Source organism: Acinetobacter sp. 802_lipA (assembly GCF_058242885.1).
The window spans coordinates 23,546-39,063 of sequence record NZ_JBZAYP010000001.1; the positions used below are offsets into that span (position 1 = coordinate 23,546).

Consider the following 15,518-nt stretch of genomic DNA (forward strand, 5'->3'; position numbering starts at 1 on the left):
GATCTGTCCGCATAAACTACAACAATTTAATTAATCAGCTTTCTAAACCTTGATTTCACTATATTTATGAAACCATGGCTGGGCTTGTTCAAGCTGACTAGCCAACTGTAATAACAGATCTTCACGGGCAAAAGGTGCAATTAACTGTGAACCAAGCGGAAGATTGTCAGCATTCCAATACAAAGGTACAGACATCGCAGGTAAGCCAGTGATGTTAGCTAACTGAGTAAAAGGCACCCAACGCAAATTATCTTTCACAATTTTATCGACCAGTTTTCCTTGCGCCAGCAAATGTGCTTTGCCGACTTTTAGTAAGCTTTTTAAAATTGGTTTTTGCCATGATGGGGTAGAAATTTGCCCATTTTTGGGTGCGACTGAAGCTGTAGCAGGAGTCAGATAAAGATCATAATGATCAAAGAATTGGTTCATTTTGGTGACATACACACCCCAATTATTCAGATTATGAATATATTCTAGCGCAGTCGTTTTCGCACCAAAGGCAGCCAAAGCTAAAGAATCCAGCTCAAAATCTCCTGCTGTGGTCGGAACGTGTTGCTTGATCTGCTCTAACATATAAGAAAATTGACTAAACCACGTCGTGATAAAGTCTCTGGCCAAAGACATACCATCTATCTCAGGTTGTGCTTCGACCACTGTATGCCCTAAAGACTCCAACAAACGTGCAGTATGGTGTACAGCATCAATTGCATCTTTAGACACTGTGGTTCCGATAGGCGACTGAGTATTAAATGCAATTTTAAGTTTTTTTACAGGCTGCTGTAGACAGGCCAAATAGCTTTGGCTGGGTAGTTCAATTTTAAATAATGAACTATGCTCTGCACCCTGCGTTGCATCTAACATCGCTGCACTGTCTCTTACACTTTTACTCAATACATGCTGTATCGCAGCGCCGTGCATTGCCTCACTCATATCTGGACCCCACGGCGTACGTCCACGACTCGGTTTTAAACCAAATAAACCGCAATACGATGCAGGAATTCGAATTGATCCACCGCCGTCACCAGCACCCGCAATGGGAACAATTCCTGCGGCCACCGCAGAAGCGGAACCACCCGATGAGCCACCACTGTTATGTTTTAAATTCCAAGGATTATGACAGGCTCCCCAAGCATCTGATTCTGTAATGCCTTTGATACCAAACTCAGGGGTATTAGTACGGCCAAAAGTTAAAATGCCTGTGTTTTCCCAACGGTTTACAATTTCTGCATTGTGTTCTGCAATATGGCCCGTACGTTTAAATGCTTGGCATCCGTAAGAAGTTGGATAACCTGCATATTCTTGAAATAAATCTTTTACTAAAAATGGCACCCCAGCAAATGGGCCAGACAATGCATTTTGCGCTCTGTTCTTGGCATAATCATGCATCGGAATAATAATCGCATTTAAAGCAGGATTGGTTTGTTGGCTACGCTCAATTGCAATTTGTAATAATTCGGCGGGATGGATTTGTTTTTGTGCAACCAACTCAGCCAAACCCAGCCCATCATAACGAAGGTATTCAGAAAAATTCATTTTTATCCAAGTATCTATAGTTTTTATTGTTTTATACTTTTACTAAATTTTAACCTATGAGGCAAGTTGTACTTGATTGCGTCCTAAAGTTTTGGCTTGATATAGCGCCCGATCAGCACGATTTAACAAGCTCTGTAGACTATTTTGCGTTGGTAAAACTTGATGCACCACACCAAGACTCACCGTCATACTCAAAACAGCATGTGCCACTTGGGTTTTTGAAGTAGCAACAGCACGGCAGATACGTTCTGCAATGATTTGCGATTCAATTTCAGTGGTATTATTTAACACCACCACAAATTCTTCACCGCCCATACGCGCAAATAAATCCTGTTCACGCAAATTACTTTTCACCGTCGTGGCAAAGCTTTGTAGCAATACATCACCAATATATTGACCATATTGATCGTTCATTTTCTTAAAGTGATCAATATCCAGCACAATGATACTCATCGATTTAACCAGATTTTCCTTCAATAAGTTTTCAGTTTGAGTGAAGAAAAAACGGCGATTTCCCACATGAGTTAAGGGATCATGGTTGGCCAGATAGAGCACTTCTTTATACAGATCATGACGATTACGACTCACAATACATAAAAGCAAAGGTGCAATCATCAACATGCACAGCCCTATACGCACCGAAATAGAAGTGGCCAAGAAGTTGTCTGCTGTACGTGAAATATAATAGGTCGTTAAACTATGATACGTCACAAAACAAACCAAACTGTTAATGATACTCACATAAAATAAGTTGTAACTCAAAGCCGCCCAAATCAGCCCTGCTAAAGGGAAAAGTAAGGCACCAGGACCAAAGAACAGATGAGTACATGCCACAGAAATTAAAACTGAGAGTAAGGGTAAAACATCGACAAACTGGGTTTCACACTGTCTACGGTTATTCCAAAGATACTTTAATTTCTTCGCTGCCGGAAAGGTTAAAATGAGGGGTAAAAGTGAAATACAATTTAGTACTTCCCCTGTCCACCAAATATAAAAATCAGCCCACAAGTCTTGCGTGCTCATAAAGGTGTGTGGCATATACGGAACGACCGCAACGGCAAATATCGCACTGGAAAAACATCCAAGAAAAGCACAAACCAAGAAAAGATAAAGAAAATTTAAGCCTTTGTTATATGCACGATAGTCAATTTGTAAATAATGGATAAAAAATAACGAAACGCCTACCGTCATAAAATTGGCGATCGTTAAAGCCAAAGTCAGCTCAAGATGATTCCCTGTGACTAAGTCTGCCGACATATAACCAATAAATGCGCCCAACCAACCACCAGCATTTCTGAGTGGCTTAAACCGTAAAAATAAGCCGATCAGTACAGCATTAGCTGGCCAAAAATAAGCGAAATATGCAATCGGTCGAGTGAAAATACCAAACAAGCAGCAGACAAAAATCACCGCAGCAACAATCAAACATGCTCGGCCATGCTGTTTAAAATTCAACGATACTTCTGTGAGCTTAACTGCGTACAAAATATTCCCTCATTTTTACATGAGTTATGATTAAACATCATGTTTTCTACTGTCCATTTGCTTGCAAAGGATGCATTGATGAAAACCATCACAGATTGACAATATTTACTAAATAAACTCTATCGATTGTTCGTTATGGTTTCAATATGATTTTTTGATTTATATCCTGAATCTAGATATTTACGATTAAATGCTGATATCACTCTCACCCATAAAAAAAGCCTCCACATCGGGAGGCTTTTTGATCTTTGGACTTATTTTGCTTCAGACGCTGCCACTGGTGCTGATGCACCTGCTGCTTCAGACTCTAAAGGTGCAGCATCAATCATCTCTGGACTAACTTCAATATTGGTTACTGGTGTTTCAGCCGCTGAACTTTCCACTGGCGTTTGTTCAGTCTCTTGTTTTTTGTCACTACACGCAGCAAGCGACAGCATTGTTGCAGAAGCTAAAACCACCAAAGCCATTTTCATGTTAATCATTATTCACCTTCACATTAGTCATCAATTGCTTGAAACAATACTACTTATTTTTGCTCAAGTTTAAAGTATTCATTTGTGAGCAATCTTTTGAAATTAAGGCAGAATTATAACATCATTAAACAGAAATAATAAAAACAAGCTCGAAGCAAACTTGTTTTTATCTATCCAAGAATACACTCGAATTAAACAGGATACGCTGTCGCGACTTCCTGACTAATCATTGCCGCAGTTGCTGCAGATAGCGTCCAACCTAAGTGCCCATGTCCTGTATTAAAGAACACACGTTCTAGCTTTCCACGGCGAACTACAGGCATCATATTCGGCATCATGGGGCGAAGACCTGCCCAAGGGACCGCATGCTCTGTCGAAACTTTAAAGTTACGATTGGTCCAGTCAACAAGAGGTTGAATCCGATCTGCACGGATATCACGGTTATAGCCATTAAACTCAGCAGTGCCAGCGACACGGAAACGATCTTTACCTAAACGTGAAGTTACAATTTTCGCGCTTTCATCCAGCAAGCTCACCCACGGCGCATTTTGCTGACTCTCTTCGTCATTTAACATCACAGTAATCGAATATCCCTTTACAGGATAAACATTGACGCGTTCTTGAACCAATTCAGCCAATTGATAGCTACCCACACCTGCACAAACCACAACAGCATCGGCAGCCAATATCTCCACTTCATTTGGAAGCAGTTCAACATTTTCTGAACTTGGTTGTAACTTCACTTCAACACCTGAGCTTAAGTGCTGAATATCTGTCACATCCATACCAAAACGATACTTCACACCTAACTTTTTGGTGACTTCAGCCAAACCTGTGGTGTACTTATGAATATCACCCGTCGCATCACCTTCACAATAAAATCCAGCATAATAGTCGCCGGTCAATGTCGGCTCAATTTGCTTAATTTCTTCATTGCTTACGCCACAACGTTCAAGGCCACCTTTATTGAGTAAATCATTAACTCGAATAGCAACGTCATAATCTTGTTTATTATGATAAAAATGCAAAATACCACGTTTTTCTAAATTGAAGTCGATTGACTCTTTATCCGCAATTTCGAACAAGCGTTGTCGAGCCAATAAAGCCAAACGTACTGTTTCGTGGGTATTGGCCTCATAATGTTTAATATTGCCCAGAAACTCCATCAGCCATGCATATTTATGCACACTAAACGCAGGATTGAGCAATAAAGGGGCAGATTTTTGAGACATCCATTTCATGCCTTTCAGCACTGTCGATTTTTGGTTCCAAACTTCCGCATTACATGCAGACAGTTGTCCACCATTTGCAAAAGAAGTTTCCATGGCTGGAAATAAATGACGATCAACAACGGTCACTTGATAACCCAATTGACTTAATTCATATGCAGTAGTTACGCCTGTAATTCCAGCACCAATGACAACGACATGACACATAGACACCTCCTTTTTATTGTTTGATGTCAACCCCATCTGTCATGTGTACCTGAGAGCTTCGACCTAAAACATCCCATGATATTTTAAACCATCCCCTTCGGTGAGTGATTGAACACTTCTCTCCAGAGTTTTTTCATTATTACAGTCCTTTTGCCTGAGAGTTTCCGGGGTCGTTGCTCCTTCGGCGAATGCAGAACATTTCTCTCCTGCAATAATGCTTATTATTCTATGAGCAATTTATATACCATGTAATCATCCGGTTGGAAACTGCTCTTAAAGTATTATCTTTCGTTTATTTTTATACAGCACAACCTCAGCTTAGGGCAAGCGTTGCACTATACTGATCAAAATTGCGCTGTTACTGCTTTAAAATAGGACATATCTATCGCGCACATCTGAGCTATGCTGAGGTCATCTAAACATCTTTGAGCATAGGTACGGTCTATACTCTTCGGATGTTTCATTTTATTTTTTCTCAACCTTAAAAGAATGAATAAGTTGTTCTGCATCTTGATAAATTTCTTGCCAATGTGGCAGTAACTCACTATGAAATTTTATAGTGATATAACTCGTATTAAACCCATAATTGGGCTGATGTGTATTAAATTCACATTTTGTTGCCCCATCCTTAAAATAAAGGCACTTAATGGTTAGGCTTACCCCTTTACCTTTACGCTCCTGCCAATACACCTTTTTTCCAACACCATCATCACTTTTTACCTCTATTTCGTAGAGTCCCAAATCTGAATTAAATGTTTTTGTTTCATCTATCCATACTTCACTTACCTCTTCTCCACCAGAAGACATTCCTTTTCTTAAGTATAGTTTTAAAAGCAAAAACTCATTAAAAAAGTCTTTACTTCCCTGCTCCTCTTTCCAAACGGAACGTTGGTTTAATGCAATTGTGATATCATTTTTAAACTCAGAACCTAATCTAAAGCCTTCTCTAGATGCTGTCATTTCGGGCCATCTCACTTTCAAAGCAATATGTTGAATTTGATCACCACAACCTTTGGCCTCGTGTTCTTCTTTTATATTTTTCCCCCAATAATTCACACCTTGATAAGTCACTCTGCCAAAAAGTAAATACTGCTTATCAATGAGCATGTGCTGATCACCAAATTTTCCACAAGCATATAAGCGCGCTTTAACTTTTTCAGGGTCATGCATACTGTCGTAGCCGTATATCAACAATGAAATAACCAAAACTGTGAGTAATGATAAAAATATAATGGTGCCTCGTCTGACTGTGCTTATTTTTTTATTCATATCCCCCTTCCTTTTTTCTTTTAAAAATGAACTCTCTAAATTTTCTTACTCAGTAAGACCGAATGAAGATTCATCAACGTTTGGCCTACTTTGGCACTTAATAGGTAAGATGCCGTTTTCTGAGTATCGTGATAACCATAACGTGCATAATATGCCAACAGCTCTTTTCTTATATTTAAGATTAGCTTTCATACGTAAATAAAAAAAGTCAGACCGAAGTCTGACTTTAATATGTATTCTCTTAAATATAAAGAGAATTTTCTAGTATTCAATCGGTGCAAATGGTGCAACGACGTCTGCATTTTGAGCACGATGACGCAGAAAGTGATCCATTAAAACAATCGCAAGCATTGCTTCTGCAATCGGAGCCGCACGCACACCCACGCAAGGGTCATGACGACCTTTGGTTAATACATCCGTGTCTTCACGATTAATATTGATCGTTTTACCCGATGTGGTAATAGATGCTGTTGGTTTAAGCGCAATTGCAACACGAATAGTTTGACCACTCGAAATACCGCCCAAGATACCCCCTGCATGGTTCGCAAGGAAGCCATCAGTGGTTAACTCATCTCGGCTTTCATGTCCAAACTGACCCGCAACGGCAAAACCATCACCAACTTCAACGCCTTTGACCGCGTTAATAGACATCATAGCATGGGCAATGTCAGCATCTAGACGGTCAAAGACAGGCTCGCCCCAACCGACAGGTACTTTTTCAGCCAAAATTTCAAGCTTTGCGCCGCAACTGGTACCTTGTTCACGCAATGAAGTCACCAGTGCTTCAAAACGCGGTACGGCATCGACATCGCCACAGAAAAATGGATTATTAGGTACTTCATTCCAATCCAATTTTTCCGCAATTTCAGTCCCAATTTGGGTTACATGACCACGAATTAAAATACCAAACTTTTCAGCCAAGTATTTTTTCGCAATTGCACCCGCAGCCACACGCATAGCTGTTTCACGCGCACTTGAACGGCCACCACCACGATAATCACGGAAACCATACTTTTGTGTATAAGTATAATCTGCATGTCCCGGACGGAAGCTTTGTGCAATATTGCCGTAATCTTTGGATTTTTGATCGGTGTTACGGATCAATAAACCAATTGGTGTGCCTGTTGTTTTACCTTCAAACACACCTGAAATGATTTCAACTTCATCAGGTTCTTTGCGCTGCGTCGCAAATTTAGAAGTGCCCGGCTTACGACGGTCTAAATCTTTTTGTAAATCGTCTGCTGTAAGCTCAAGGCCCGGTGGAACACCATCCACAATCGCCATTAAGCCTACACCATGAGATTCACCACAAGTCGTTACACGGAAGAGTTGCCCTATACTATTACCTGCCATGTCTAACGACTCCTTTTATGCTTGAACAGATTGAATGAATAAATCACGGAATTGACGGCATTGAGCAGCGGTCAATGCAAAGATTCCTGTACCGCCTTTTTGGAACTGTAACCAGTAAAAATCAACAGTATTAAAGTTTTGGCGCATTGCCCATTCAGAATTACCCACTTCAATCACGATGAGACCATCTTCAGTTAAGTAATCTGGCGCTTGAGCTAACATTTTACGAACCAAATCTAAGCCATCTTGACCTGCTGCCAGAGCCAATTCTGGTTCATGGTGGAATTCTTCAGGTAAATCTGCCATGTCTTCAGCGTCCACATAAGGTGGGTTCGACACGATAAGATCATATTGATTTTCAGCAGGAATTTTGGAGAACAGGTCAGACTCAAGTAAAGCCACTTGATACTGTTTGTCGTGGTGTTCCGAGTTAATTTGAGCCACTTCTAAAGCTTCTTTAGAAATATCTGTTGCATCTACTTCGGCATCTGGGTACGCATAAGCCAGAGCAATCGCGATACAACCTGAGCCCGTACACATATCTAAAATACGTTGTGGCGTTTTTGGATTCGGGTTTTCTGGCAAGTTATTGACTGCTTCACCCATTTGTCCATTTTCACCTAAGCAATAAGGTGCAAAACGGTTTTGAATCAATTCTGCAATCGGTGAACGTGGAATCAGTACACGTTCATCGACATAATATGGCTTGCCATCAAAATATGCCAAATTAAGCAAATATGAAGTCGGTACTTTTTCATTAATACGACGTTCTAATAAGCTTAAAACTTCTGTCTTTTCGCTTGGTAGTAGCTTCGACTCTAAGATTTCAGCATCCGCATTCCAATCTAAAGATAAAGTTTGTAAAACCAAAGCTGAGCTTTCAGCAAAATAGTCTTCTGTACCTTGACCTAAATGTGCATCGTATTGACGTAATGCTGTCACTCCAAAACGGATAAAATCACGAATTGTGCTTAAGTTTTCAGCGGCTTCCTGTATATGTTCAGGGCTAATAGTCGGGCGATCCACTAAAGGCGTCTCCAAGGTCATAATAAAAACGCCTTATGATACCCTGTTTTTCTATGATTTATAATGTTTTGATGCACAGCAAACACATTTTCATACGCTTTGCTCTTATTTGCTTATACGGCCTGTACGTGCTTCATACATATCTGCACGGGTTTGCGTCATTTGCATCAGACACGAAATACGCTGTAATTCAGTCTTTTCATTTTTCACGATAGGTTTGTTATTACAAATCTGATCACGCTGCGCCAGCCATTGCTGATGAGACTGTTTAACCAGTCCTTGCTCTTCTGCAGGAGCCTTCGCTAAATACGGCTTAAATACTTTCTTTAAGCGTTTCTTTTGTACTTTATATTCTTTACTCATGCATGCATCAATTTCACTCAAGACATTGCCAGTTTGCTTCATGCATGCTTCATATTTTTTAGTTGGGCCCATTGCATAGGCTGAACCACTGAATAATCCCACAACAAGCAACGCACTGAATATTTGTTTCAATTCCTTTCCCCAAAGCAAATTTTCTTCATTGATTTTTTAATCTAATCATTCACAGCATCTGCGTGCTGCAGCGCTTTAATATAACATCCTATTTTGTATGAACATACTAGCCCTCTATAAAATTTCCACCGCACAGCTTTTTACATGAAGTCACAGGCTTTGCATTGAAACCTGATCAAACAGCCTTATTATAAGGTGAGTTCTTCTGCCAATATTCCCCAAATTTATGAGTTATAAACACAACAATTTAATGGCGATGCGTGAACGCTATTGGAATGACACCGAAAACAATCATGTCGCCACTGAAAAAGCCTATTTCCAAAAGCTGTTACAGCAACAAGGGATCTATGAATGTGCAACTATTGAAGATGCTCGATACTTCTTTTTTAGCCTACCGAGCATCATCATTGTTAAAGGTTATGCACATGGGTTTATGCACCAACCGGTACAAGAAATGATCCTGCAACACATACAAATGCATAAAGATGAATTGATTCAGAAAAATACGCTTAAAGTAAAATTTCGCATGTAACAATCCCGATTAGGCTTTATTTAGATGGTTGCTTAACACTTATGGCCTTTTTTAACTCTAGATTCAGCAAGTTGAACTTTTTTAATACGTGAATACACGATATTATCCGTTACAATCTAAAATGCTGCCCTTGCTGATGAAAGGATTTTACTGAATTATGTCAGATCACAACGATAAGCTTAAACAACTGAAAACCTCCTCTATGGATCGTCGTTTATCGATTGCCAAAGCTTCGTTGCTTGCTGGAACACGTTGGGCTGCTTCTAATGCGACAACTATGTTTTCTAGCGAAGAAGAAAAAGAAAAGAAACGCAAAAAAGCAATGAAAGAACAGGCCGATTATCTTGTTTCTGAAATAGGTAAACTTAAAGGTTCTATCGTCAAAATTGGCCAAATGATGGCGCTTTATGGTGAACACTTTCTACCTGAAGAAATCACGCAAGCCTTAAATACTTTAAATAATCAAACAGTCGCTTTAGCGTGGCCTGCGATAAAACAGCAACTGCACAGCCAGTTGGGTTCTAAACTGGATGATTTGACCATCGATCATGAGCCACTGGGCACTGCATCACTGGCACAAGTCCACCGTGCAACGCGCAAGTCTGATGGTTTAGAGATGGTATTGAAAATTCAATATCCAGGCGTTGCTGAAGCCATTGACTCAGACATGAGCCTGTTTAAAAACATGCTTAAACTGACACGTATGGTGCCGCAAACACGCGAGTTCGACCAATGGTTCGATGAAGTTCGTGAGATGATGCACCGTGAAGTCAATTATAAAATTGAGGCTGCTACCACACGCCGCTTTGCTACTCGCTTAAAAGAAGACCCTCGCTACATCGTGCCACAAATTATAGATGGCTACTGCACAGACCAAGTATTGTGTATGACATTTGAACGTGGTGTGCCGATTAACAGCCCTGTCATGCTGTCTCTTCCGCAAGAACGTCGCAACAAACTTGGCGAAGCATCACTTGAAATTGCGGTACGCGAGATTTTTGAATGGGGTGAAATGCAGACCGACCCGAACTTTGGTAATTACCTCGTTCGCTTAGGTAATGGTAATGACATCTTGGACAAAATCGTTTTGCTTGATTTTGGCGCAATCCGACAGTTTGATGAACACTTACTCGGTGTTGCACGTAAGCTCATTCACGCTGGGTTTAATCATAGTAGTGAAGAAATGGTTCAAGCAATGACAGGCTATGAGTTTTTCGACTCTATCCCTCAAAGCATTAAACCCGATATGGCTAAAGTCTTCTTACTTGCAACTGAAGCATTCAGCAGCCCAAGCAATAACCCTGACTTACCTGCTGGTGTTATGGATGAACACTTTGCTTATGACTGGAAAGCAAGCCAACTTCATAGCCGTGTAATGCAGCAAGCTTCTAAGTCGATGGCATCTCGTTATTTCAGTGTTCCACCCAAAGAGTTTATGTTTATTAGTCGTAAATTTATTGGTGCTTATACCTTTATGACTGTGATTGAAGCGAAAACCAATGTTCGTGCAATGGTGAAAAAATTTATCTAAAGGCTCATTGACCAAAATGACATTGCTTCACTTTGGTCAATTGATCAATCATTTCAATTCCAAATGATTCAATAAAGAACTTAAAAAACAAAATATTAGAATAATTTAAAATACACCACATACCGTTTATCTTTGACAATACATCATGTCAGTCATGACATAGTTATTCGTGTGTCGCTATGTCAGCATAAAACCACAGAATAATTCTGCTGGATGAAAATAATGACAAATATGGTAAATAAAGCGCAGGGATTTGGCTTATCACTGATCACAAAAATGGCAAGTAGCGATGTACTTGACCAATTAAAACTTAGAAAATTTATCGAGAAATCGCTTTATCAAGGCTCAAAAGCTGGCTATAAGACTCTATCAAAAACACAAAAAGCCTTTAAAGCAAATAAAGATCTACATAAACAGCGGCTTAACAATCAAGAAAAATCATTATTTGATCTGAGCTATTCAGAAGATCAGCAAATGGCCATCGACAACATGTCACAGTTTGCCGCCGATATACTTTACCCATTAGCCGCAAGTGCCGATCAAAATGAAACTTTTCCAACAGAACTTTGGCAATATATTGAAGAGCTAGGTCTGAACTTTTATGCTTTGCCTGAGGCGCTTGGTGGTGTCGCTGCTGAGAAAAATATTCTGAGTAATGTACTTATTGCAGAGCATCTGGCCAAAGGTGATTTTAGTTTAGCCGCGGGTATGCTCTCTACCTTTAGTGTGATTAATGCCATTACACAATGGGGTTCTGAGCAAGTACAAGCTTTATATTTAAATAGTTTTGCGCAAGACAGTAGCATTCGCGCTAGCTTTGCAATTCAAGAAGTTACGCCTGCTTTTAATCCTTACCAGTTAAAAACCAAAGCCATTTCACGTGATGGTCAATATTTTATTCAAGGTGAAAAGACACTAGTACTATTGGCTGAAAGTGCAGATATTTTCCTTGTCAGTGCTGAACTTAATGGCCAAGCTGAAGTTTTTATTCTCAGACGGGATGAAAGTATTCAGTTTAAAAAATCTCCCGCTATGGGGCTCAAAGCAACCGAAACAGCAACTTTAATTTTTAATCAAACCCCTGCTTTACGCTTAGGTGATGAAGATTTCAACTACACGGCATTTTTAGACCTCGGCAATTTAATGTGGTGTGCAATGGCGGTTGGCACATGTGAAGCGGTCAAAAAATATTGTATTGAATATGCCAATGAACGCACCGCCTTTGGTGAACCAATTTCTCACCGTCAAAGTGTTGCATTTATGATTGCCGATATGGCCATTGAAATTGATGCCATGCGTATGCTCATTCTAAATGCCGCAAGTCTCGCTGAATCTGGGCAGACATTTCACCGTGAAGCCTATTTAGCACGTTTATTTTGTGCCGAAAAAGCCATGAAAATTGGCACCGATGGTGTACAGATTTTAGGTGGGCACGGATTCACCAAAGAACATCCTGTTGAGCGTTGGTATCGTGATTTACGTGCAACAGCAATTGTTCACTCTGGTCTACATGCATAATAAAAAGGAAAACTGGCATGAATTTACAAAACCCTAAAAAATTTAAATTACTGATTGATCAAGCCCACCAAGTGGCCATCAATGTACTTCGTCCCATCTCCCGAAAATACGACAAAGCTGAACACAGCTATCCTAAAGAACTGGATATGCTGGCATCTTTAGTCGATGGTATGAATGAGGGTGGTGAAGGTATGAATGCGGGGGCTGCTGTCGGCAAGCGAGGTACAAATGAACAAGGCAATAAAAATGGAGTGAATCTCTCTACCGCTTTAAGTGTAATTGAAATGTGTTATGGAGACACAGCTTTACTCCTATCGATGCCCCGCCAAGGTCTAGGAAATTCAGCGATAGCAGCTGTTGCCAATGAAGAGCAGTTAGAGCGTTTCAAAAACACATGGGCAGCCATGGCAATCACTGAACCGAACTGTGGCTCGGACTCTGCCGCTATTCGCACCTCGGCAATAAAAGATGGTGAAGATTACATCTTAAATGGTGAAAAGATTTTCGTGACTTCAGGTGACCGTGCCGACGCTATCGTCGTTTGGGCAACTCTGGATAAAAAATTAGGCCGTTCAGCGATCAAATCTTTTGTGATTCCTAAAGGGACTCCTGGCATGACAGTAGAACGTTTAGAACATAAACTAGGAATCAAAGCCTCTGATACCGCAGTTATTCGTTTAATCGACTGCCGAGTGCCTGCCAATAACCTATTGGGAAATGCGGAAATTGACATTGCTAAAGGCTTTGCTGGCGTGATGGAAACTTTTGATAATACCCGTCCGCTCGTTGCAGCGATGGCTATAGGCTGTGCCAAGGCCTCACTAGAACGGATTAAAGAGATCTTCAACGATTATTTGGATCCTCAATATATAACGCCATACTTACAAACGACTCATATTGCGAGCCAAATTTATCGCATGGAAGCCGAATGGGAAGCGGCTCGTTTACTGGCCTTAAAAGCTGCATGGATGGCAGATAACAAAAAGCCAAACTCAAAAGAAGCCTCTATCTCCAAAGCCAAAGCTGGTCGAATTTGTAATGAAATTACCCTTAAGTGCGTCGAACTTGCATCAACAGTCGGTTACAACGAAGATGAGCTTTTAGAAAAATGGGCAAGAGATTCTAAAATTCTAGATATTTTTGAAGGTACGCAACAGATTCAGCAACTCATCATCGCACGCCGTGAACTCGGAAAGTCATCAAGCGAATTGAAATAATATAAAACGTCCCATTCGGACATGTTGAAGCCATGGTTTCTCTAAATAAAGAATCATGCTTTCACATTGAAAGTAATGTAAAATAAGAAATCGTTGGACTTAAATTCATGCTAACTAACAACGCCTGAACTTATTTATTGCGCTTCAAAAAACGTATCGCTATCACAGAACTTAGATTTATTGAGCAAATTTAATATTAGATAAAAGCCTTTAATTTTCTATATATGCCTATTCTATTTTTTTAATAATATTGATGAGTATCATCATAAAAAAATAGCCGATGCTGTTTTCTGTTGCGTGTAAATCACTCTTTTTTGAAATTTAAAAGTTTTTTATCAACGTCAGTCATGTCTTTACATTAGGTCTTACATCTTCCTAATTTCCACCCTAATATTTGGAGAATAGCCAGTCTTACAAATTTAGATGCCTAGAAGCTACTTAGGCTATTTATTATAAGCAAGAGGAATTTCTTTGACTGGTCCATACGATCAGGTATGGTAAATTTAAATACTCTGTATTTATGTGACAAAACTGTCTTTGCAAGTGGTTCTACTCACCGCATAAAAATATAGACTTTTGATTAATCACATCTATTTCGCTTAAATAAAGTACGGATTTAACAAAACCATAAAATAGTACCTTCTGTCTCAACTTGACTGTAATTGCACAGCTCAATATGATCTTCTCAGACATTATACCAATGGATATACAGTTTGCTGAATTATCAACGATACTTGCCAACATCTCATATTAAAGCTAAATCTGTTTTAATTTTAACAATAACTTTAATATTTACTGGTTGTGCATCACTAGGTGGCGGTTCGGTTGAAAAGCGTTCAGCAAAATTAGCCAATGGCATTCAAAAGGCATACGCTGTTGAGCCCAATACAGCACTACGTATTGCACCCATGATTGTACAAAGTGCCGATCGCTATAATGTCGATCCATTACTAGTTGCAGCCGTCATAAGACAAGAGTCTAGCTATAGAAATTATGCTGTTTCCCCTGCTGGTGCTATTGGACTTACTCAAGTTATTCCACGCTATTGGCAACAAACCTGCCCTGGCGATTTATTTGAAGAGATTAATAATATTAATTGTGGCACCTATATTCTCGCTAACTATAACCAAAAAGCAGAAAGTTGGCCCAAAGCTTTGGCTTATTATAATGTCGGTCCAACAGGCTACCATTCCAGCTGGAAGATGAAGCGTCAAGGTAAGAAATATGCCAAACAGGTTAAAGCACATCAAGAAAACTTAAAAGATGCTCTATAACCTCTTTTAAATAAGACATAAAAACCAGAAAATGCTGGCTTTTTACCATTTATGCCCTTATAGATAAGCTATTTCACTCGTTCTCTATCTCTTTTTTTATTATCTAACATTATTCAACCTTCCTTGCATAAAAAAATCCCCCTCAGCCTTAAGCGGAGGGGGATTTGAATTAATGAGCTGGCGATGACTTACTCTCACATGGATAACTCCACACTACCATCAGCGCTAAGAGGTTTCACTTCTGAGTTCGGGAAGGGATCAGGTGGTTCACTCTTGCTATTGTCGCCAGCACAACTGTTTATGACTATTCGTTGGGTCTAACCTCAGAGCAGTGCTCTTCGTGCCTAACTTTCATCAAATGAGTTATTAACAGGTA

General features: G+C 39.9%; 13 protein-coding genes, 1 rRNA gene and 1 riboswitch. Of the genes, 5 read left to right on the forward strand and 9 right to left on the reverse strand.

All coding sequences use genetic code 11. The features are described 5' to 3' along the window. Window positions 1–42: 42 nt before the first annotated feature. The 8 genes from AC4CU3_RS00130 to AC4CU3_RS00165 all read right to left on the reverse strand — a co-directional run bounded on the left by AC4CU3_RS00130 (window position 43) and on the right by AC4CU3_RS00165 (window position 9,070). Window positions 43–1,533: an amidase gene (locus AC4CU3_RS00130; RefSeq protein ID WP_336000054.1), complete on the reverse strand. Its 1,491-nt coding sequence runs from the start codon at window positions 1,531–1,533 to the stop codon at window positions 43–45. 54 nt (window positions 1,534–1,587) lie between these two features. Further along, window positions 1,588–3,018 carry a GGDEF domain-containing protein gene (locus AC4CU3_RS00135; protein ID WP_336000056.1) on the reverse strand — a complete coding sequence of 477 codons (1,431 nt, stop codon included), beginning with the start codon at window positions 3,016–3,018 and terminating at the stop codon, window positions 1,588–1,590. Window positions 3,019–3,272: 254 nt separating this feature from the next. Further along, window positions 3,273–3,500: a hypothetical protein gene (locus AC4CU3_RS00140; protein WP_078426344.1), complete on the reverse strand. Its 228-nt coding sequence runs from the start codon at window positions 3,498–3,500 to the stop codon at window positions 3,273–3,275. Between the two features lie 182 nt (window positions 3,501–3,682). Further along, a complete protein-coding gene (locus tag AC4CU3_RS00145; RefSeq protein WP_005399403.1) occupies window positions 3,683–4,927 on the reverse strand; it encodes a D-amino acid dehydrogenase in 1,245 nt (414 codons plus the stop codon). Between the two features lie 132 nt (window positions 4,928–5,059). Then, window positions 5,060–5,146: riboswitch (glycine riboswitch) on the reverse strand. A gap of 246 nt (window positions 5,147–5,392) precedes the next feature. Continuing rightward, window positions 5,393–6,196 carry a hypothetical protein gene (locus AC4CU3_RS00150; protein WP_005399402.1) on the reverse strand — a complete coding sequence of 268 codons (804 nt, stop codon included), beginning with the start codon at window positions 6,194–6,196 and terminating at the stop codon, window positions 5,393–5,395. A gap of 261 nt (window positions 6,197–6,457) precedes the next feature. Beyond that, entirely contained in the window at window positions 6,458–7,549 is a 1,092-nt protein-coding gene (aroC, locus tag AC4CU3_RS00155; RefSeq protein ID WP_490737884.1) for a chorismate synthase, read from the reverse strand. Window positions 7,550–7,564: 15 nt separating this feature from the next. Beyond that, complete coding sequence (gene prmB, locus AC4CU3_RS00160; RefSeq protein WP_010326759.1) at window positions 7,565–8,575, reverse strand: 50S ribosomal protein L3 N(5)-glutamine methyltransferase; 1,011 nt, start codon at window positions 8,573–8,575, stop codon at window positions 7,565–7,567. Between the two features lie 105 nt (window positions 8,576–8,680). Then, window positions 8,681–9,070 (reverse strand): lysozyme inhibitor LprI family protein, encoded by a 390-nt coding sequence (locus tag AC4CU3_RS00165; protein ID WP_228254625.1) that lies wholly within the window; start codon window positions 9,068–9,070, stop codon window positions 8,681–8,683. A gap of 226 nt (window positions 9,071–9,296) precedes the next feature. Between AC4CU3_RS00165 and AC4CU3_RS00170 the strand changes: the two genes are divergently transcribed. From AC4CU3_RS00170 to AC4CU3_RS00190, 5 genes are all read left to right on the forward strand, one after another. Continuing rightward, window positions 9,297–9,602, forward strand: a complete 306-nt coding sequence (locus AC4CU3_RS00170; RefSeq protein ID WP_004979505.1) for a hypothetical protein — start codon at window positions 9,297–9,299, stop codon at window positions 9,600–9,602. Between the two features lie 157 nt (window positions 9,603–9,759). Further along, window positions 9,760–11,133, forward strand: coding sequence for an ABC1 kinase family protein (locus AC4CU3_RS00175; protein ID WP_058869652.1), 1,374 nt, complete (start codon window positions 9,760–9,762; stop codon window positions 11,131–11,133). Window positions 11,134–11,364: 231 nt separating this feature from the next. After that, complete coding sequence (locus AC4CU3_RS00180; RefSeq protein WP_490738451.1) at window positions 11,365–12,651, forward strand: acyl-CoA dehydrogenase family protein; 1,287 nt, start codon at window positions 11,365–11,367, stop codon at window positions 12,649–12,651. A 17-nt stretch (window positions 12,652–12,668) separates the two neighbouring features. Next, window positions 12,669–13,868 carry an acyl-CoA dehydrogenase family protein gene (locus AC4CU3_RS00185; RefSeq protein ID WP_490737885.1) on the forward strand — a complete coding sequence of 400 codons (1,200 nt, stop codon included), beginning with the start codon at window positions 12,669–12,671 and terminating at the stop codon, window positions 13,866–13,868. 713 nt (window positions 13,869–14,581) lie between these two features. Beyond that, window positions 14,582–15,142 (forward strand): lytic transglycosylase domain-containing protein, encoded by a 561-nt coding sequence (locus AC4CU3_RS00190; protein ID WP_005399395.1) that lies wholly within the window; start codon window positions 14,582–14,584, stop codon window positions 15,140–15,142. A 175-nt stretch (window positions 15,143–15,317) separates the two neighbouring features. Here the strand turns inward: AC4CU3_RS00190 and rrf are convergent. Next, a 5S ribosomal RNA gene (gene rrf, locus AC4CU3_RS00195) occupies window positions 15,318–15,432 on the reverse strand. Window positions 15,433–15,518 lie beyond the last annotated feature (86 nt).

Coding starts and splice junctions, on each gene's coding strand:
- AC4CU3_RS00180 (WP_490738451.1), top strand. CDS start 11,365: ATGGTAAATAAAGCGCAGGGATTTGGCTTATCACTGATCACAAAAATG.
- AC4CU3_RS00185 (WP_490737885.1), top strand. CDS start 12,669: ATGAATTTACAAAACCCTAAAAAATTTAAATTACTGATTGATCAAGCC.
- AC4CU3_RS00140 (WP_078426344.1), bottom strand. CDS start 3,500: ATGATTAACATGAAAATGGCTTTGGTGGTTTTAGCTTCTGCAACAATG.
- aroC (WP_490737884.1), bottom strand. CDS start 7,549: ATGGCAGGTAATAGTATAGGGCAACTCTTCCGTGTAACGACTTGTGGT.
- AC4CU3_RS00130 (WP_336000054.1), bottom strand. CDS start 1,533: ATGAATTTTTCTGAATACCTTCGTTATGATGGGCTGGGTTTGGCTGAG.
- AC4CU3_RS00150 (WP_005399402.1), bottom strand. CDS start 6,196: ATGAATAAAAAAATAAGCACAGTCAGACGAGGCACCATTATATTTTTA.
- AC4CU3_RS00170 (WP_004979505.1), top strand. CDS start 9,297: ATGAGTTATAAACACAACAATTTAATGGCGATGCGTGAACGCTATTGG.
- AC4CU3_RS00145 (WP_005399403.1), bottom strand. CDS start 4,927: ATGTGTCATGTCGTTGTCATTGGTGCTGGAATTACAGGCGTAACTACT.
- AC4CU3_RS00175 (WP_058869652.1), top strand. CDS start 9,760: ATGTCAGATCACAACGATAAGCTTAAACAACTGAAAACCTCCTCTATG.